This window comes from Arthrobacter sp. Cza30 (assembly GCF_059090765.1).
Window position 1 is genome coordinate 1 of the sequence record NZ_JBNHGA010000006.1, and the last position, 18334, is coordinate 18334.

Here is an 18334-nt window from a genome sequence, read left to right on the forward strand (position 1 = left end):
CCCATTCCGAACCCGGAAGCTAAGGCCCACAGCGCCGATGGTACTGCACTCGGGAGGGTGTGGGAGAGTAGGTCGCCGCCGGACATTCTTTGAACACCGGGAAGGCCCCGCCAACGATGGCGGGGCCTTCCCGCGTTTAACCAGGATGCCGGTTCGTTAGTGGAGTCACAGTCCGACGGCGGTTGTCTGCAACTGGCAGAACAGTCCGCTGGACTAGAATGGATCGATGGTACGGGCGCGCCACAGATGACTGCGCCCACAACAAGACACGCATTTCATAGAGATTTTTGATGGCTGTGGTTGGCTGGTTCGACCTTGGCCCGCACTGAGAGGAGTTCCGGCATGGCTGATTTCCGGGGTCGTGAAGGACGAGACGACAGGGGTGCAGGCAGAGGCAACTTTGGCAACCGGTCGGGAGCCGAGCGCTCCGCCGAGGGCGGAGATAGAAAGCGCCCCGACAACCAGGACCGACGCAGCGGCGGTTCCGCTGGTGCGGGTGGTTTCCGTTCGCGGGATGATCGGCCGGGTCAGGATCGTGGTGAGCGTCGGGACTTTGGTGATCGGCCGCGTCAGGATCGCGGCGGCAGCGCGTCCGGCGGCGGCGGTTTCCGTTCGCGGGATGATCGGCCGGGTCAGGATCGTGGTGAGCGTCGGGACTTTGGTGACCGGCCTCGTCAGGACCGTGGGAGCAGCGGTTCCGGTGGTGCGGGTGGTTTCCGGTCACGCGATGACCGGCCTCGTCAGGATCGTGGTGAGCGCCGCGACTTTGGTGACCGGCCCCGGCAGGATCGTGGCAGCAGCGCGTCCGGCGGCGGCGGTTTCCGGTCACGCGATGACCGTCCCCGTCAGGACCGCGGCAGCGGCGGTTCCGGTGGCGCGAGTGGTTTCCGTTCACGCGATGATCGGCCGGGTCAGGATCGTGGTGAGCGTCGGGACTTTGGTGACCGTCCGCGTCAGGATCGTGGTGAGCGCCGGGACTTTGGTGACCGGCCCCGGCAGGATCGTGGCAGCAGCGGCGGTTCCGGTGGTGCGGGTGGTTTCCGTTCACGCGATGATCGGCCGCGTCAGGATCGTGGTGAGCGCCGGGACTTTGGTGACCGTCCTCGGCAGGACCGTGGCGGCAGCGGCGGTTCCGGTGGTGCGGGTGGTTTCCGTTCGCGGGATGACCGTCCCCGTCAAGATCGTGGTGAGCGCCGGGACTTTGGTGATCGTCCCCGCCAGGACCGTGGCGGCAGCGGCGGTTCCGGTGGTGCGGGTGGTTTCCGTTCACGCGATGATCGGCCGCGTCAGGATCGTGGTGAGCGCCGCGACTTCGGTGACCGTCCCCGCCAGGACCGCGGTGACCGTCCCCGCCAGGACCGCGGCGACCGTCCCCGCCAGGACCGCGGCGACCGTCCCCGCCACGACGGCGGTGGCAGGTCGTTCGACCGCGCCGGCGGAGCACCTGATCACAATGCCGGTGACCTGCGCAGTTCCAACCGGGTCGACCGCCCGCGTTCGCCGGAGATTGACCCCGACGTCACGGGTGCCGAGCTGGACCGTGTCACGCGCGCGCAGCTGCGGACCTTGGAATCCAAGAACGCTGAGTGGGTTGCCAAGCACTTGGTGATGGCCGGACGACTGCTGGACGAGGAACCTGAACTGGCCTTCCAGCACGCCCTGGCGGCCAGCCGCAGGGGCGGGCGCATGGCTCCGGTGCGAGAGGCCGTCGGCCTGACCGCATACGCGGCCGGTCACTACGGCGAAGCCCTCAGGGAGTTCCGCACCTTCCGTCGCATCAGCGGTTCCAATGAGCACCTGCCGATCATGGCCGACTGCGAACGTGGCCTCGGGCGGCCGGACAGGGCGCTGGAGCTGACGCGGTCAGAAGACGCCGCAACACTGGATACGGCGGGCAAGGTGGAACTGGCGATTGTGGCCTCCGGTGCCCGCTCCGATCTTGAGCAGTACGATGCGGCGGTTTCGGCCTTGGAGATTCCGCAACTGGACCGGAACAGGGCCTTCTCCTACAGCCCGCGGCTCTTCCGGGCGTATGCGGACGCCTTGGATGCCGCTAACCGCGGCGAGGAAGCACAGCAGTGGAGGCGTCAGGCGATGGTGGCCGAAAACGCCCTGGGCGTGGGAGATTTTGCCGAGCCCGAGATTGTCGACTTGATCGGCGATGAGATGGAACCGGGTGACGACCGCCGCGAAGCTGGCCCCGTTACCGATGTGCGGGGTCTCATCAACGACGCCGACACGGCCGGGCCGGGCGAATCTGAAGAGTCAGCGCCCGACGACGGTGAAAGTAAGCCTGCGGCTGACTCTCCGGCCGGCTCCGATGAAGCGGCTGCTCCAGCTGCGCCGGACGTCGAAGACACCGGCGCTCCCGGCACCGCGCAGGCCAGCAGGGACGATGACGGGTAAGCCCCTGATCTCCGGCTACGATGCTGTGCTGTCCGATCTGGACGGCGTCGTGTACGCCGGGCACCAGGCTATCCCCGGAGCCGTCGAGGCGTTGCGGCGCCTCGCGGAGACCCGGACGGCGCTGGGCTACATCACCAACAATGCGTCGCGGTCAGCGGCGCAGGTGGCCGCTCATTTGCGCGAGCTCGGTGCCCCGGCCACCGCCGACCAGGTCTTCGGGTCGGCACGCGCCGGTGCGCTGATGCTTGCCCGGCATGTTCCGGCCGGCTCAAAGGTCCTGGTCACGGGCAGCCAAACCCTGGCGGACGAAACAGCAGCCCAGGGCTTCGAGCCGGTCCGCTCCGCCCTCGATGCCCCGGTCGCCGTGATCCAGGGGTTCGACCCGGAGCTGGGCTGGAAGGACTTGGCGGAGGCATCATTCGCCGTCGCCGCGGGCGCCTTCTGGATCGCCACCAACACCGACCTGACCATTCCCCGAGAGCGTGGCATCGCCCCCGGAAACGGTTCGCTGGTGGCGGCCGTACAGGCAGCCACCGGCGCGGTGCCCCTGGTCGCAGGAAAGCCGGAAGCGGGCATCTTTACGACGGCGGCTGCGGCTTTGGGAGCTCGCCGGCCGCTGGTTGTGGGGGACCGGCTCGATACCGACATCCTGGGCGGCAACAACGCGGGCATGGACACGGCAGTCGTCTTGACCGGCATCGACGGGGTCGAAACAATCCTCGCCGCGCGCACGGCGGAACGGCCACGGTATCTGCTGGGCAGCCTGAGCGAACTGTACCGGCCCTATCCTGCCGTTACCCCTGACGGCTCGGGGTTCCGCTGCGGTGCTGCAGTGGCCGCCGTCGAAAACGGGAAGCTGAATGTCTCCGGCAGCCTGGAGGATGTGGACACCTGGCGCGCTGCCTGCGCGGCCTGGTGGGATGCCCATCCGCACCAGGCGTCCGCGGCCGCGCCTGACCTTGCCGATTGAAGGCCGATATTAGACTGGCTCATGCGGTTGGGTACAGCCGCCGACGCGAGGGAGGATAGCTTGGACCTGCCAGAATCAGGGGAAAGCGGCGGCCGGATGCAGCCGCAGTGGCCGGTCCCCGGCGACTCCACGGCCGACGAGCCGGTCGATGCGATCATCTCCGGCCTGGCCCGGATTCCGGAGCTTCCGGTACGCGGGCACCAACACGTGTACCAGCAGATTCACGACGATTTGTTGGCCGAGCTGGAGACCGAGGCTGATTGAGCCCTATGCCCAGACTGGACCAGGAGCTCGTATCCCGCGGATTGGCACGGTCCCGTACCCATGCAGCCAAGCTCATAGCGGCCGGGCGGGTCAGCCGTGCCGGAACTGTTCTGACCAAGGCGGCGGCCGCCGTCGGCCCGGACGACCAGCTCGCCGTGGCCGCAGACGGAGGCCCTGACTACGTCAGCAGGGCCGGACACAAACTTGCCGGTGCACTGGCGGCCTTCCCCGCAGTTGATCCGGCGGGCCTGCGCTGCCTCGATGCCGGAGCTTCTACCGGCGGTTTCACCGATGTACTGCTGCGCGCCGGCGCGCGGGAGGTCGTCGCCGTGGACGTCGGACACGGCCAGCTCGTCGACGCTATCCGTACGGACAGCAGGGTCCGGGTTTTCGAGGGCCTGAACGTCCGGTATCTCGACCCGGCAGCGATCGGCGGCCTCGTGGACCTGACCGTCGCGGACCTATCCTTCATCTCCCTCACCATGGTCATCGGACCTTTGGCCGATGCGACCCGTCCGGCCGGGAATCTGCTGCTGATGGTCAAGCCGCAGTTCGAGGTTGGCCGCGAGCGGCTGGCGCGTACCGGCGTCGTCGGTTCCGATGCGGAACGGTACCGGGCGGTACGCAACGTTGTCGCCGCAGCATTGGAACGGGGGCTGGACATCCGCGGATTGGCGGCCAGCCCGCTTCCCGGCCAGGACGGGAACGTCGAATATTTCCTGTGGATAAGTGTTCCCCCGGGGGCCACGGAGCGCAGAACGGGTAGTGTGCTGCAGGAGGCAGTGGACGCGGCCATGGCCGGTTTCCCGCCGGAGCGGGAAGCGAGGCCGGACCAGTTGGAAGAACCGAGAGGGCAGGAACCGGGAGTGGAGCGATGAGCCGGCGGATATTGGTGCTCGCGCACACCGGGCGCGCAGACGCCCTGGCGGCCGCCCAGGAAACCTGCGCCCAACTCCACTCGTCCGGCCTGGTGCCGGTCATGCGACGGGAAGAGGTCGGACACCTCCAGGAGACCTACGGCGAGCTGGCCGTTCCCACCGAAATACTGGACGAGGACATCGGCCTGGACGGCGTTGATCTGGGCATGGTCCTCGGCGGCGACGGCACCATCCTGCGCTCGGCTGAACTGGTCCGGGAATCAGACGTCCCGCTGCTGGGTGTCAACCTCGGACACGTCGGCTTCCTGGCCGAGAGCGAGCGGGCGGACCTGGCCCAGACGGTCCACTGGGTGGTAAACCGCGAATACACGGTTGAAGAGCGCCTGACCATTGACGTCCAGGTGTGGCTGGACAAGCGCAAGATCGGCCATACCTGGGCGCTGAACGAGGCGGCGGTGGAAAAAGGCGACCGGCAGCGGATGCTGGAAGTAGTGGTCGAGGTCGACGCCCTGCCAATCAGCTCGTTCGGCTGCGACGGGGTGGTGATGGCCACCCCCACCGGGTCCACGGCCTACGCCTTCTCCGCGGGCGGCCCGGTCGTTTGGCCCCAAGTGGAAGCCCTGCTGATGACCCCGATCAGCGCCCACGCGCTGTTCGCCAAACCGCTGGTGGTTGCCCCGGATTCGATCATGGCGGTGGAAGTGCTCAGCCGCAGCGATGCCAACGGCGTACTGTGGTGCGACGGCCGCCGAAGCCTGGAGCTGCCGCCCGGTTCCCGGATCGAAGTGACGCGCTCCAACAAACCCGTGCGGCTGGCCCGGACCCGGAGAACGCCGTTCTCGGAGCGTTTGGTCCGCAAATTTGAGCTACCGACGTCGGGATGGCGCGGCCCCGTCAGCCCCTCGGAAGAACAGCCGCCGACTTCGTCCCTGCCTACCGTGCGGACAGTGGAACCTCGATACGCCCAGCCAAGCCAGGAGGCGCCGAAGTGATCGAAGAAATCCGGATCCGGAACCTCGGTGTGATCACCGAGGCTACGCTTCCGCTGGGGCCCGGCCTGTCGGTGGTGACGGGCGAGACCGGTGCCGGCAAGACCATGGTGGTCACCGCGCTCGGCCTGCTGCTGGGAGCCCGAGCGGACGCCGGGGCGGTGCGGACCGGGGCACGCAACGCAGTGACCGAGGCCGTGGTTCGGCTTGCCGCGGGAAGTCCTGCCCTGGCCCGCGCGGGTGAGGCGGGCGCTGACATCGACGAGTTCGACGGCGGAGCCGAACTCATGCTCGCCCGGACGGTGAACGCCGATGGCCGCAGCCGCGCGCACGTCGGCGGCCGGGGAGCGCCGGTGGGAACGCTGGCCGAGATCGGCGGCCACCTGGTGGCGGTCCACGGCCAAACAGACCAGCTGCGGCTCAAGAGCCAGCAGGCGCAGCGGGAAGCGCTGGACAAGTTTGCCGGTGAAGCGCTCACCACGGCGCTGTCCGGTTATGCAGCATCATTCGCCCGTTGGAAGGAAGCCAGCACCGAACTGGAGACCCTGCGGACCGAAGCCCGCGAACGCCTGCGCGAAGCCGAGGCGCTGCAGCAGGCCCTGGAGGAGATCGACGGGCTGGACCCCCGGCCCGGTGAAGACGACGCGTTGAAGGCCGAGGCCGTGAAGCTGGCCAACGTCGAGGAACTGCGCGCTGCTGCCACCTTGGCGCACCAGGCACTCGTGGCCGAGGAGTACACCGACTCTCCGGACGCGACGGCCCTGGTCGACGCGGCGAAGCGGACGCTGGAGCAGGTCCAGGACGAAGACGCCGAATTGGGCCGCGCTGCGGCCCGACTGGCCGAGGTCGGCATCATCCTCGCCGACGTCGCCGCGGAGCTGGCGAGCTACGGCGCATCGCTGGACAGCGAGGGGCCGGGCCGGCTGGAGGAGGTCGAAGCACGCCGGGCCGACCTGGCGCGGCTCGTGCGCAAATACGCGCCGAGCATCGACGAAGTGCTCGAGTGGGCCGTTCAGGCCCGCACCCGTTTGGAAGACCTGACCGACGACTCCAGCCGGATCGAGCGGTTGGAGGCGGAAATCGCCGAACTGGACGCCGCCCTGGCCGTCCAGTCAGCCGCGGTGACGGCGCTGCGGCGTGACGCCGCAGCCGAACTCGGCCGCCGGGTCGGCGCAGAACTGTCGGCGCTGGCCATGGCCGAGGCCGAACTGCTGATCGATATCGAACCGGCGCCCGCCCTGACGGTGCACGGCGCCGACGTCATCACGTTCTTGCTGAAGCCGCACCGGGGCGCCCCGCCGCGTCCGCTGGGCAAGGGAGCCTCCGGCGGTGAACTGTCCCGCGTGATGCTTGCCATCGAAGTGGTGCTGGCGGAAGTCGATCCCGTGCCCACCTTCGTCTTCGACGAGGTGGATGCCGGCGTCGGCGGCAAGGCGGCCGTCGAGATCGGCCGCCGCCTGGCCATGCTGGGGCGCTACGTGCAGGTCATAGTGGTAACCCACCTGCCGCAGGTGGCGGCCTTCGCGGACCAGCACATCCGCGTGATCAAGACGGCCGGCGGGGACGACGGCGGGATGACCGCCAGCGACGTCCGGTTGCTCGACGACGAAGAGCGGGTGACCGAACTGGCCCGCATGCTTGCCGGCCAGGAAGAATCGCATTCCGCCCGCGCCCACGCCCAGGAACTGATCGACGGAGCGAGGGCGCTGTAGCATCGGCTACAGGCACGACCAGCCCCGCCGCCGGCGGGGGAGCAGTTGACCGGCGGGTGTGTGTTCGCACACCCGGCAGCGGTCGGAACGGCCTTGAGATCCGAGGGCGTCCAGAAAGGTGATAGGCTCGAATTCCGTGGTGCAGCGAACTAATTCCCGGTTTTCCAAGTCGTCTAAGACGACCAAACATATCTTTGTCACCGGCGGCGTGGCGTCCTCGCTCGGGAAGGGACTGACGGCTTCAAGCCTCGGCCACCTGCTCCGTGCCCGCGGCCTCTCCGTGACGATGCAGAAGCTCGATCCCTACCTGAACGTGGATCCGGGCACGATGAATCCCTTCCAGCACGGTGAAGTCTTCGTCACGGACGACGGCGCGGAAACCGATCTGGATATCGGACACTACGAGCGGTTCCTGGACGAGAATCTGGACGGTTCGGCAAACGTGACCACCGGCCAGGTGTACTCCACCGTGATCGCGAAGGAACGCCGCGGCGAATACCTCGGCGACACGGTTCAGGTCATCCCGCACATCACCGACGAGATCAAGCGCCGCATGCGCCTGCCCGCCGAGCCTGTCGCGGGCAAGAAGGTTCCGGACGTGATCATCACCGAGATCGGCGGCACCGTCGGCGATATCGAATCGCAGCCGTTCCTCGAATCCGCCCGCCAGGTCCGGCAGGACGTCGGGCGCAACAACGTGTTCTTCCTGCACGTGTCGCTGGTGCCGTACATCGGCCCGTCGCATGAGTTGAAGACCAAACCGACACAGCATTCCGTCGCCGCGCTTCGCTCCATCGGCATCCAGCCGGACGCCATCGTGATCCGGTCCGACCGGGAAGTCCCTGCGGCGATGCGGGAGAAGATCGGCCGCATGTGCGACGTGGACATCGACGCGGTCATCGGCTGCCCGGATGCGCCGAGCATCTACGACATCCCCAAGACCCTGCACTCGCAGAACCTGGACGCGTACATCGTGCAGCACCTTGACCTGAAGTTCAAGGATGTCAATTGGACCAAGTGGGACCGGCTGCTGTCGGCGGTCCACAACCCGAAGCACCACGTCGAGGTGGCGCTGGTCGGCAAATACATCGACCTGCCGGACGCCTACCTGTCGGTGACCGAAGCGCTCCGCGCCGGCGGCTTCGCCAACCAGACCAAGGTAAAGATCCGTTGGGTTCCCTCCGACGACTGCGCCACCGAAGAAGGCGCAGCCGCCGCCCTCGACGGCGTGCACGCCATCTGCGTGCCCGGCGGCTTCGGCATCCGCGGCCTGGAGGGCAAACTCGGCGCACTCAGGTACGCCCGCGAACACAAGCTGCCCACCCTTGGCCTGTGCCTCGGCCTGCAGTCGATGGTGATGGAGTACGCCCGCAACATCGTGGGACTGGAAGACGCTTCGTCCACCGAGTTTGATCCGGACACCAAGCACCCGGTGATCGCCACCATGGCCGAGCAGCTGGACATCGTCGACGGCAAGGGCGACCTGGGCGGCACCATGCGCCTTGGCCTGTACGAGGCAGCCCTGCAGCCCGGTTCCGTTGTCGCGGAGACCTACGGCAGCACCAAGGTCAGCGAACGTCACCGCCACCGCTACGAGGTCAACAACGAATACCGCGACCAGCTGGCCGCGGCGGGCCTGGTTTTCTCCGGCACCTCCCCGGACGGCAAGCTGGTGGAGTTCGTCGAACTGCCCCGCGACGTGCACCCGTACTACGTCTCCACCCAGGCGCATCCGGAACTCAGCTCTCGCCCCACGCGGCCGCACCCGCTGTTCGCCGGCCTCGTCGCCGCCGCACTGCAACACGGCAAGGCCAAGGCCACGGCAAAGTCCGGAGCCTGAGTGTCGGCGCACTCCGCGGCCTTTGCCGACATCCCTGACCCGCGTCCGCTGGTCGACAGCCGAACCGTTTACCGCGGACGCATTTGGGACGTGGTCAGCGACACCTTCACGCTGGGCCCGGACACGGGCGAGACGTTGGTGCGCGACTACATCGCACATCCGGGGGCGGTGGCCATCCTGGCGATGGACACGGAGGGCCGGGTCCTGCTGCTGAGGCAGTACCGGCAGCCCACCAGAATGTCGCTGTGGGAAATCCCGGCGGGCCTGCTGGACGTGGACGGCGAGGACTTCGTCGATGCCGCGGTGCGGGAACTGGCCGAGGAAGCCGACCTGGTGGCCGCGCGCTGGAACGTGCTGGTGGATTTTTACAATTCGCCCGGCTCTTCCAGTGAGGCGATCCGGATCTACTTGGCCCGCGACCTCTCCGAGGTGCCGGAGGCCCAGCGGCACCAGCGCACCGACGAGGAGGCCGAAATCGAGCACCTCTGGGTGGATCTGGACGACGCGGTGGACGCGGTCATGGCCGGACGGCTGCACAATCCGTCGGCCGTGACCGGGGTGCTTGCCGCCGCACGCGCTGCCGCCACCGGCTTCGAGGACCTGCGCCCGGCCGATGCGCCGTGGCCGGAGCACCCCAGCCAGCGCCCGGACGGTGCGGCCGGAACCGGCCGGGACTGATCCGCCATCGCGCCCGTGCAGGCCCCGTCCGCCAAAGGAGACGAGTTCACCGCGACGCCGCTGGGCCGCGCCGCGGGCGACTACCTGCAGCACATGGCGGTGGAACGCGGGCTGGCCGCCAACACCGTAGCGGCCTACCGCAGGGACCTGGGCCGTTACCTGCGGTTCCTGCAGGCGCGCGCGGTCGAGGAGCCGGCCACGGTGACCCGGCACGATGTCACGGCCTTCGCCCAGGCCATCACCGAGGGGTCCGACGGCGCCGCCGCCCTGAGCGTCAGGTCCGCGGCGCGTACCATCGTGGCCGTGCGGGGGCTGCATAAGTTCTGGACGCTCGAAGGGGTCACGGAGACCGACCCCGCGACTGACGTGCACCCGCCGATGCCCGGCAAACGCCTGCCGAAGGCGATTTCCGTGGCCGCTGTGACGCGGATCCTGGAGTCTGCGGGGGCAGACACCCCCACCGGGCTGCGCGACCGGGCGCTCTTGGAGTTCCTGTACGCGACCGGCGCCCGGATCAGTGAAGCCGTCGGCCTGGACGTCGACGATGTCAGCGTCGAACCGCAGAGCGACGGCCCCGCCGTCGTCCGTCTGTTCGGCAAAGGATCCAAGGAGCGGCTGGTGCCGCTGGGCTCCTTCGCCGCGCAGGCGGCGGACGCGTACCTGGTCCGTGGACGTCCGGGCTTGGCCGCGAAGGGGCACGGCACACCGGCCTTGTTCCTCAACGCCCGCGGGGGCCGGCTGAGCCGCCAAAGCGCCTGGACTATTTTGAAAACCGCCGCCGAGAAGGCCGGGATCACCCAGCCCGTGTCCCCGCACACCCTGCGGCACTCCTTCGCCACCCACCTGCTGGAGGGCGGCGCGGACGTCCGGGTGGTGCAGGAGCTGCTGGGCCACGCGTCCGTCACCACAACGCAGATCTACACCCTCGTCACCGCCGATACCCTCCGCGAAGTTTACGCGGCGGCGCATCCGCGGGCCCGGGGCTGAGGCGGGCCCGCGGGGCACCGGCCGGTTGCATCGGGACGCACCGTCGACGTCGTCGCGCCGGGCTAGACTCGCTGCCATGACTGTCGCCGTTGCCCTGTGCTTCCTGCTCCGGGAGGAAGCCGGGCGCCGTTACGTGCTGCTCGGCCGGAAGAAGACCGGGTTCGGCACCGGGAAGGTCGTGGGGGTCGGCGGCAAGGTGGAGCCGGGGGAGGGCGACGACGACGCGGCCTGCCGGGAAATGCAGGAAGAGACCGGAGTCCGCGTCGGGCCCGAGGCCCTGGAGCAGGCCGGACGGATCTTCTTTGATTTCCCGGCCCAGCCCCCGTGGAACATGGACACCGCGCTCTTCGTGGCCCGGCGGTGGGAGGGCGACCCGGTCGAGTCCGCGGAAATCGCGCCGGCCTGGTACCGGGTGGACCGGCTGCCGCTGGCGCAGATGTGGCAGGACGCCGGCCACTGGCTGCCGCTGGCGTTGTCGGGGCAGCGGCCGCGGCTGCGGGTGCTGATGCAGCCGGATAACGAAACGGTGGCCGGCGTCGAGAATCTCGACACCGGCCACCGCGTGGCCTGGCAGATTTAGCGGCCCAGCTCCCGCTGGGCGGGCCCGTTGTATTCACTGAGCGGCCGGATCAGCGAGTTCGACTCCAACTGCTCCATGATGTGCGCGGTCCAGCCGGTGATGCGGCTGGCCACGAACAGCGGGGTGAACATCTCGGTGTCGAATCCCATCAGGTGGTAGGTGGGGCCGGCGGGGTAATCCAGGTTCGGCTTGATGTCCTTCGCCTCGGCCATCGCGTGCTCCAGGCCGTCGTAGAGGCCAAGTATTTCGGGCCGCCCATAGTGTTCGATCATCTTGTCCAGCGCGGCCTTCATGGTCGGTACCCGGGAATCGCCGTGCTTGTAGACCCGGTGGCCGAAGCCCATCACCTTCTGCTTTTCGGCCAGCGCCTGTTCCATCCAGGTCCGGGCGCGTGCGGCGGCTTCCTCGCGGGGCTCGTCAGGGCGAATGCCGATCTGCTCGAAGGTGTGCATGACCGCCTCGTTGGCTCCGCCGTGTAGCGGGCCCTTCAGCGCGCCGATCGCACCGGTCACGGCCGAGTGCAGGTCGGAGAGCGTGGAGGTGATCACCCGCGCCGCGAACGTGGACGCGTTGAACGAGTGCTCCGCGTACAGGATCATCGACACGTTGAACGCGTCCACGACCTCCGGCGCGGCCTCTTCACCAAAGGACATCCACAGGAAGTTCGCCGCATAGCCCAGGTCCGCGCGCGGTTCCACCAGGTCCTGGCCGCGGCGCCGGCGCTGGTCGTAGGCGACGACCGCCGGGAAGGCCGCCAGCAGTTCCACGGCCTTGGACATGTTCGCCTCCGGAGAGGAATCGCCGGCCAGCGGGTGCCGGGCCCCGATCACGCTGGCGGCGGTCCGGCAGACATCCATCGGGTGGGCCTCGGCCGGCAGGGCATCGATGACCGATTTCACCACCGGGTCCAGCGCGCGTCCGCCGCGTTCGGCCGCGGTGAACTCCCGCAACTGGTCGCTGTCCGGCAGCTCCGAGTTCCACAGCAGGTAGGCCACTTCTTCGAAGCTGCAGTGCGCGGCCAGGTCCTGGACCGGGTAGCCGCGGTACAGCAGCGAGTTCGTCTCCGCGTTGACCTTGGAAATCTTCGTGGTGTCGACGACGACGCCGGCCAGCCCCTTGCGGATCTGCGGTGCTTCGGTTGATGCATCGGTGCTCATGGCGACTCCTATGTCTTGTGGTCAGTGCCGGCCGGGCACGTGGAAATTGAATACAGAGGTGTCGAATTGGTTATACGCCTCATAATCCACCAATTCGTACAAACGCGCACGGGTGAGCATGTCCGCGACCTGCGCTTGCTGGGTTCCGTCGGCTTTGATCGCGTCCAGGGTGCGCTCGGCGGCGCCCATCGCGCTGCGCAGCAGGGTCACCGGATAGATCACCATGTTCACACCCACGGAGGACAGCTGGTCCGCGGTGAACAGGTCGCTCTTGCCGAACTCGGTCATGTTGGCCAGCACCGGCACGTCGACGGCGTCGCGGATGGCACCGAATTCCTCCAGGGTCCTCATGGCCTCGGGGAAGATGGCGTCCGCACCCGCGTCGACCAGGGCGCGGGCACGGTCCTGCGCGGCGGCCAGGCCGTCCACGGCCCGGATGTCGGTGCGCGCCATGATCAGGAAGTTCGGGTCCCGGCGGGCATCGGCGGCGGCGCGGATCCGCTTGCTGGCGGTCTCCAGGTCCACCACGTTCTTGCCGTCCAGGTGGCCGCAGCGTTTGGGGTTGAACTGGTCCTCGATGTGGCAGCCGGCCAGGCCGGCGTTTTCCAGTTCCTGGACCGTGCGCGCCACGTTCATCGGCTCGCCGAAGCCGGTGTCGGCGTCCACCAGGGCCGGCAGGTCGGTCATCCGCGCGATCTGCCCGGCCCGGGTGGCGACCTCGGTCAGCGTGGTCAGCCCGATGTCCGGCAGCCCTAGGTCGTTGGCCAGCACAGCGCCGGAGATGTAGACGCCGTCGAACCCCTTCTCCTGAATCAGCCGCGCCGAGAGGGGATTGAACGCCCCGGGGAACTGCTGCAGCTTCCCGGAGGCCAGCCCCTCGCGCAGTGTCCGGCGCTTCTGCTCCGGGGTGGTAGCGGAGTAGAGCATTTAGAACAGCCCCTTCGGCCCGGCCGCGGGGTCGATGACGCCGTCGGCGGCCTGGATGTTCAGCTGGTCCAGCTCGCCGGCGGCCAATTCGGGCAGTCGCTCGACGGCGGCCAGGAACCTGTCGATTTCGGCATCGTCGACGATGCCCTTGGCCAGGGTCCGCAGCTTGTTCACGTACTGCTCCCGGGCAAACGGGCGGGCGCCCAGCGGGTGGGCATCGGCCACGGCGATCTCGTCGGTGATCACCGTTCCGTTGGCCAGGGTGATCTCTACCGAGCCGCCGAAGGCCTTCTCGGCGATGTCCAGCGAATGGTAGCGGCGGGTCCACTCCGGGTCTTCCTCGGTGCTGACCTTCTGCCACAGCGCAACGGTGTCCGGCCGGGCCGCCCGCTCGGGGGCGTACGAATCAACGTGGTGCCAGGCGCCGTCCTGCAGCGCCACGGTAAAGATGTACGGGATCGAGTGGTCCAGCGTCTCGCGGGACGCCGTGGGGCTGTACTTCTGCGGATCGTTGGCGCCGGAGCCGATCACGTAGTGCGTGTGGTGGCTGGTCCTGATCAGCACGGACTTCACGTTCTCCGCGTCGGTGGCCTCCGGGTGCTCGCGGTGCAGCCTGCGGGCCAGGTCGATCCAGGCCTGGGCCTGGTACTCGGCGGAGTGCTCCTTGGTGTAGGTGTCCAGGATGGCCCGCTTCGGTTCTCCCGGGGCAGGCAGCGGCACGTCGTAGGAGGCGTCCGGGCCGTCCAGCAGCCAGGCGATGACGCCGTCCTCGCCCTCGTAGATCGGCACCGGCGAGGTCTGCCCGCGCATGGCCCGGTCCACTGCCTCCGCCGCCATCTTGCCGGCGAAGGCCGGTGCGTGGGCCTTCCACGTGGAGATTTCGCCCTTGCGCGACTGGCGGGTCGCCGTCGTCGTATGCAGCGCCTGACCCACGGCCTGGAAAATGGTCTCCGTATCCAGGCCCAGCAGCGTGCCGATCCCGGCGGCGGCCGACGGCCCCAGGTGGGCCACGTGGTCGATCTTGTGCTTGTGCAGGCAGATGGCCTTGACCAGGTTCACCTGGATCTCGTAACCGGTGGCGATGCCGCGCATCACATCGCGGCCGTTCGCGCCCACGTGCTGGGCCACCGCGAGGATCGGCGGGATGTTGTCGCCCGGGTGCGAGTAGTCGGCGGCCAGGAACGTGTCGTGGTAGTCCAGTTCGCGCACGGCCACGCCGTTGGCCCACGCCGCCCACTCCGGCGAGGTCTTCTGCGTGATGCCGAAGATGCCGGCGCCTTGACCGCCGCCGGAGACCGGGTGGCTCAGCGCCTGCGCACGCGCGGCGATAATCGGCCCGCGGTTCAGCGAGGCGACCGCCACCGAGGCGTTGTCGATGATCCGGTTGATGATCATCTCGGCCACGTCGGCGGAAACCTCCACCGGGTCGGTGGCTACGCGGGCAATCTTCTGGGCTAGCTGGTCCTCGCGCGGCAGGTTCTCTTCGCTGCGGTAGACGCGCACATGATGGTTGACGGTCATTCAGAATGTCCTCTCGGCTGGCAGGTCGGTCCGGTGTTTCGGATCGGTGGTCTTGAAGTGTTCAAGGCTCTGGTGAAGATGGATGCGGGTGGCCGCGGCTGCCACCTGGCTGTCGCCGTCGGCGATGGCGCCGGCGATGTTGGCGTGTTCGGCCGCCGAGGCCAGCAGGCGGGCCGGGTTGTCCCGTGCAAGCCGCCGGATCCTCACCAAATGGACGCGCAGGTTGGCCATCGCCTGGCGGAGGTAGGTATTGGCGGCGGCGTGGTCCACCGCGGCGTCCAGCCGGCCGACCAGCCGGTAGTAGGCCTGCGGGTCCGGGCCGGCGCCGCGCATGGCCTCGGCAGCCGCGAGGAACTCCTGCTGCAGCCGCCGGAATTCGGCCGGTTCGCCGCGTTTGGCGGCCAAAGCCGTCGCCTGGCACTCGAGTGCGGTGCGCAGTTCGAAGAGCTCGGTGACGTTCTCCAGTGAAACGTCGGCGACGACGACGCCGCGTCCGGTGTGGGGCGTGGCCAGCCCTTCGGCGGTCAGCCGGCCCAGCGCCTCGCGGAGCGGCGTGCGGGAGATGCCCAGCCGGGCGGCCTGCTCAACCTCGGCCAAAACCGTGCCCGGGGGCAGCCGCCATTCAACGATGTCCTCGCGCAGCGTCCAATACGCCCGTTCGCCGGCACGCAAGTTCTGCTTCATCCCGCTAGTGTATACACAACGGCGGGAAAAGCCAGGCTCATCGGGAAAATAGAGCGTCTTTGTATACATGCCGATCCGCCGCCGCCGGCGGGCATGCCGTCATTTACCGACGGCGAAGCGTAAACCTTAGACCTCTACTTGAAGCTAAAGGCTCGCCGATCATCAGCGGCCTGTCGATAGATAACAGGACGGTCACTGTAACCTTGTCAGGAAGAAGAACGGCAGCGAAACGATGGAAGCTGGGTTAGATACGTGAGCAGCGAACAAGGTTCGACAACCACTCTGCGGCAAGCGGACGAGGATGTCCTGGGCCCGACCGGGCGGCCGCTGACCGAGTTCCCTGAACCGCCCGTCCTGACGTCCCATGGCCCCGCGCGCATCGTGGCAATGGTCAACCAAAAGGGCGGCGTCGGCAAGACCACGTCCACCATCAACCTCGGCGCCGCCTTGGCCGAGGTCGGCCGCAAGGTCCTCCTGGTCGACTTCGACCCGCAGGGCGCCCTGTCGGCGGGGCTTGGCACCAATCCGCATGAGCTGGACCTGACCGTCTACAACGTGCTGATGGACCGGAAGACCGACATCCGCGAGGCGATCCAGCCCACGGACGTGGAAAACATCGACCTGCTGCCGGCCAACATCGACCTCTCGGCCGCGGAAGTGCAGCTGGTCAACGAGGTGGCGCGCGAACAGGTCCTGGCCCACGCGCTGCGCAAGGTCGAGGACGACTACGACGTCATCCTGATTGACTGCCAGCCCTCGCTGGGCCTGCTGACCGTCAACGCACTCACCGCGGCCCACGGCGTGATCATTCCGCTCATCTGCGAGTTCTTCGCGCTGCGCGCGGTGGCGCTGTTGGTGGAGACCATCGAGAAGGTCCAGGACCGGCTGAACCCGCGCCTGCAGATCGACGGCGTGTTGGCCACCATGTACGACGCCCGCACCCTGCACAGCCGCGAGGTCATCGGCCGGCTGCTGGAAGCCTTCGGCGACAAGGTCTTCGAAACCGTGATCAAACGCACCATCAAGTTCGCCGACGCCACCGTCGCCGCGGAACCGATTACCAGCTACGCGGGCAACCACGCCGGCGCGACCGCCTACCGCGACTTGGCCAAGGAGCTCATCGCCCGCGGCGGCGCCCCCTGATGACGCCGGCGCCGGCGGGGACGGTGCCGGCAGGCGGCCTCCCGGCAGGGCAGGACACCGTGCCCGGCGTCTCGGACCAGGAGGGCGACCGGAAACCGGCAGGCTTCGCCGTCACGCTGGACAACTTCAGCGGACCGTTCGATTTGTTGCTGGGACTGATCTCCAAGCACGAACTGGACATCACCGAAGTGGCGCTTGCCCGCGTCACGGACGAGTTCATCTCCTACATCCGCCGCCTCCAGGCCGACGGCAATGACAAGGCCCTGGACGAAGCCAGCGAGTTCCTCGTCATCGCGGCGACCCTGCTGGACCTCAAGGCCGCCCGGCTGCTGCCCACCGGCGAGGTGGAGGACGACGAGGACATCGCCCTGCTCGAGGCCCGGGACCTGCTCTTCGCCCGGCTGCTGCAGTACAAGGCCTTCAAGGAAATCGCGGCCCTGCTCGGCCAGCGCCTGGCCCGGGAGGCCGAACGCTTCCCGCGGCAGGTCGCGCTGGAGCCGCAGTTCGCCGCGCTGCTGCCCGAGCTTATCTGGCGCACGCCCCTGGCGGACTTTGCCGCCCTTGCGGCCAAAGCGCTGGAGCCCAAGGAGCCCGCGCCGACCCAGGTCGGGCTCTCGCACCTGCACGCGCCGCCGGTCAGCGTGAAGGAGCAGTCGGCGATCCTTGGGGCGCGCCTGCAGGCAGGCCCGCCGCTGACGTTCCGGGCCCTCACCGACGACGCGGACGGCGCGCTGGTGGTGGTTGCCCGCTTCCTGGCGCTGTTGGAGATGTTCCGCGACGGCGTCATCGCCTTCGACCAGGTTGCGCCGCTCGGCGAGCTGACGGTCCATTGGACCGGGCCGGACGCGGAATGGACCGGCGCCAACCTCAGCGAGGAATACGACAACGCCCCGGCCGCCGACACGGCCGCGGACACAACGGAGGGACGCGATGACTGATCCGCTGGAGGAGACGGCGGGGCCCGAGGTCGATGTGGAACGGTTGCCGGGCGGTGCCCGCGCCGCGTTGGAAGCGGTCCTGATGGTTATCGACGAACCGGCTACCGATGTTGAATTGGCCACAGCGCTGGCCCTTCCGGTGGGCACGGTCCAGGCGCTGCTGCTGGATCTGCAGCGCGATTACGACGGCGGCGTCCGCTCCGAAGGGCGGCCCGCCGCGGAGCCGCGGGGCTTTGAGCTGCGCCACATCGCCGGCGGCTGGCGGATCTTCTCGCGCAGCGATTTCGCGCCGCTGGTGTCCCGTTTCGTGCTGGAAGGCCAGACCGCGCGGTTGACCCAGGCCGCCTTGGAGACGCTGGCCGTCATCGCGTACCGGCAGCCGGTCTCGCGGGCCCGGGTTTCGGCGATCCGAGGAGTCAATGTCGATTCCGTGGTGCGCACGCTGACCCAGCGCGGCCTCATCGAGGATTCCGGCACCGATCCGGAGACCGGAGCCGTCCTGTACCGGACCACCTCTTATTTTCTGGAAAGATTGGGGATAGGAAGCATCGGCGAACTGCCGGAGATCGCCCCGCATCTGCCGGGACTGGAAAACCTGTCCGAGTACGACGACGCTTCGCTCTAGGCTGCCGGCCTCCGGCAGCAGCAGACCATTGAAGT

General features: G+C 68.3%; 18 protein-coding genes and 1 rRNA gene. 15 read left to right on the forward strand and 4 right to left on the reverse strand.

Annotated elements, in window-relative coordinates:
- The 12 genes from rrf to AC5RVZ_RS20695 all read left to right on the forward strand — a co-directional run.
- A 5S ribosomal RNA gene (gene rrf, locus AC5RVZ_RS20640) occupies window positions 1-84 on the forward strand; the annotation flags it as partial.
- 412 nt (window positions 85-496) lie between these two features.
- A complete protein-coding gene (locus AC5RVZ_RS20645; protein WP_494067572.1) occupies window positions 497-1609 on the forward strand; it encodes a hypothetical protein in 1113 nt (370 codons plus the stop codon).
- Window positions 1567-2406, forward strand: a complete 840-nt coding sequence (locus AC5RVZ_RS20650; RefSeq protein ID WP_494067573.1) for a hypothetical protein — start codon at window positions 1567-1569, stop codon at window positions 2404-2406. Before AC5RVZ_RS20645 ends, AC5RVZ_RS20650 begins: the two co-directional genes overlap by 43 nt.
- Complete coding sequence (locus AC5RVZ_RS20655; RefSeq protein ID WP_494067574.1) at window positions 2396-3376, forward strand: HAD-IIA family hydrolase; 981 nt, start codon at window positions 2396-2398, stop codon at window positions 3374-3376. The genes AC5RVZ_RS20650 and AC5RVZ_RS20655 overlap by 11 nt, the downstream gene beginning before the upstream one ends.
- A 60-nt stretch (window positions 3377-3436) precedes the next feature.
- Complete coding sequence (locus AC5RVZ_RS20660) at window positions 3437-3640, forward strand: hypothetical protein (protein ID WP_494067575.1); 204 nt, start codon at window positions 3437-3439, stop codon at window positions 3638-3640.
- Between the two features lie 5 nt (window positions 3641-3645).
- Window positions 3646-4518: a TlyA family RNA methyltransferase gene (locus AC5RVZ_RS20665; protein WP_494067576.1), complete on the forward strand. Its 873-nt coding sequence runs from the start codon at window positions 3646-3648 to the stop codon at window positions 4516-4518.
- A complete protein-coding gene (locus tag AC5RVZ_RS20670) occupies window positions 4515-5510 on the forward strand; it encodes an NAD kinase (RefSeq protein WP_493999429.1) in 996 nt (331 codons plus the stop codon). The genes AC5RVZ_RS20665 and AC5RVZ_RS20670 overlap by 4 nt, the downstream gene beginning before the upstream one ends.
- Window positions 5507-7219, forward strand: coding sequence for a DNA repair protein RecN (gene recN / locus AC5RVZ_RS20675; protein ID WP_494067577.1), 1713 nt, complete (start codon window positions 5507-5509; stop codon window positions 7217-7219). The genes AC5RVZ_RS20670 and recN overlap by 4 nt, the downstream gene beginning before the upstream one ends.
- 118 nt (window positions 7220-7337) lie before the next feature.
- Entirely contained in the window at window positions 7338-9059 is a 1722-nt protein-coding gene (gene pyrG, locus AC5RVZ_RS20680; protein ID WP_494067578.1) for a CTP synthase, read from the forward strand.
- Window positions 9060-9737 (forward strand): NUDIX domain-containing protein, encoded by a 678-nt coding sequence (locus AC5RVZ_RS20685; RefSeq protein WP_494067579.1) that lies wholly within the window; start codon window positions 9060-9062, stop codon window positions 9735-9737. It abuts the gene before it with no gap.
- A 15-nt stretch (window positions 9738-9752) separates the two neighbouring features.
- Entirely contained in the window at window positions 9753-10724 is a 972-nt protein-coding gene (gene xerD / locus AC5RVZ_RS20690; protein ID WP_494067580.1) for a site-specific tyrosine recombinase XerD, read from the forward strand.
- Window positions 10725-10800: 76 nt separating this feature from the next.
- On the forward strand, window positions 10801-11304 hold the full coding sequence (locus tag AC5RVZ_RS20695; protein ID WP_494067581.1) for an 8-oxo-dGTP diphosphatase: 504 nt from the start codon (window positions 10801-10803) through the stop codon (window positions 11302-11304).
- Here the strand turns inward: AC5RVZ_RS20695 and AC5RVZ_RS20700 are convergent.
- Genes AC5RVZ_RS20700 through AC5RVZ_RS20715 form a run of 4 tightly spaced genes read right to left on the reverse strand, consistent with a single transcriptional unit; the run spans window position 11301 to window position 15581 of the window.
- A complete protein-coding gene (locus AC5RVZ_RS20700; protein WP_494067582.1) occupies window positions 11301-12461 on the reverse strand; it encodes a bifunctional 2-methylcitrate synthase/citrate synthase in 1161 nt (386 codons plus the stop codon). The two genes, AC5RVZ_RS20695 and AC5RVZ_RS20700, sit on opposite strands and share 4 nt — an antisense overlap.
- A 21-nt stretch (window positions 12462-12482) precedes the next feature.
- A complete protein-coding gene (gene prpB, locus AC5RVZ_RS20705; protein ID WP_494067583.1) occupies window positions 12483-13388 on the reverse strand; it encodes a methylisocitrate lyase in 906 nt (301 codons plus the stop codon).
- Window positions 13389-14909, reverse strand: coding sequence for an MmgE/PrpD family protein (locus tag AC5RVZ_RS20710; RefSeq protein WP_494067584.1), 1521 nt, complete (start codon window positions 14907-14909; stop codon window positions 13389-13391).
- Window positions 14910-15581, reverse strand: a complete 672-nt coding sequence (locus AC5RVZ_RS20715) for a GntR family transcriptional regulator (RefSeq protein WP_494067913.1) — start codon at window positions 15579-15581, stop codon at window positions 14910-14912.
- 264 nt (window positions 15582-15845) lie between these two features.
- Here AC5RVZ_RS20715 and AC5RVZ_RS20720 point away from each other — a divergent pair, with 264 nt between their 5' ends.
- Genes AC5RVZ_RS20720 through scpB form a run of 3 tightly spaced genes read left to right on the forward strand, consistent with a single transcriptional unit; the run spans window position 15846 to window position 18299 of the window.
- Window positions 15846-16736, forward strand: coding sequence for a ParA family protein (locus AC5RVZ_RS20720; RefSeq protein WP_493999437.1), 891 nt, complete (start codon window positions 15846-15848; stop codon window positions 16734-16736).
- The gene (locus AC5RVZ_RS20725) at window positions 16736-17674 is read left to right on the forward strand and encodes a segregation and condensation protein A (RefSeq protein WP_494067585.1); all 939 of its coding nucleotides are present in this window, start codon (window positions 16736-16738) and stop codon (window positions 17672-17674) included. The genes AC5RVZ_RS20720 and AC5RVZ_RS20725 overlap by 1 nt, the downstream gene beginning before the upstream one ends.
- Complete coding sequence (gene scpB, locus AC5RVZ_RS20730) at window positions 17667-18299, forward strand: SMC-Scp complex subunit ScpB (protein ID WP_494067586.1); 633 nt, start codon at window positions 17667-17669, stop codon at window positions 18297-18299. The genes AC5RVZ_RS20725 and scpB overlap by 8 nt, the downstream gene beginning before the upstream one ends.
- The last annotated feature ends 35 nt before the right edge of the window (window positions 18300-18334 follow it).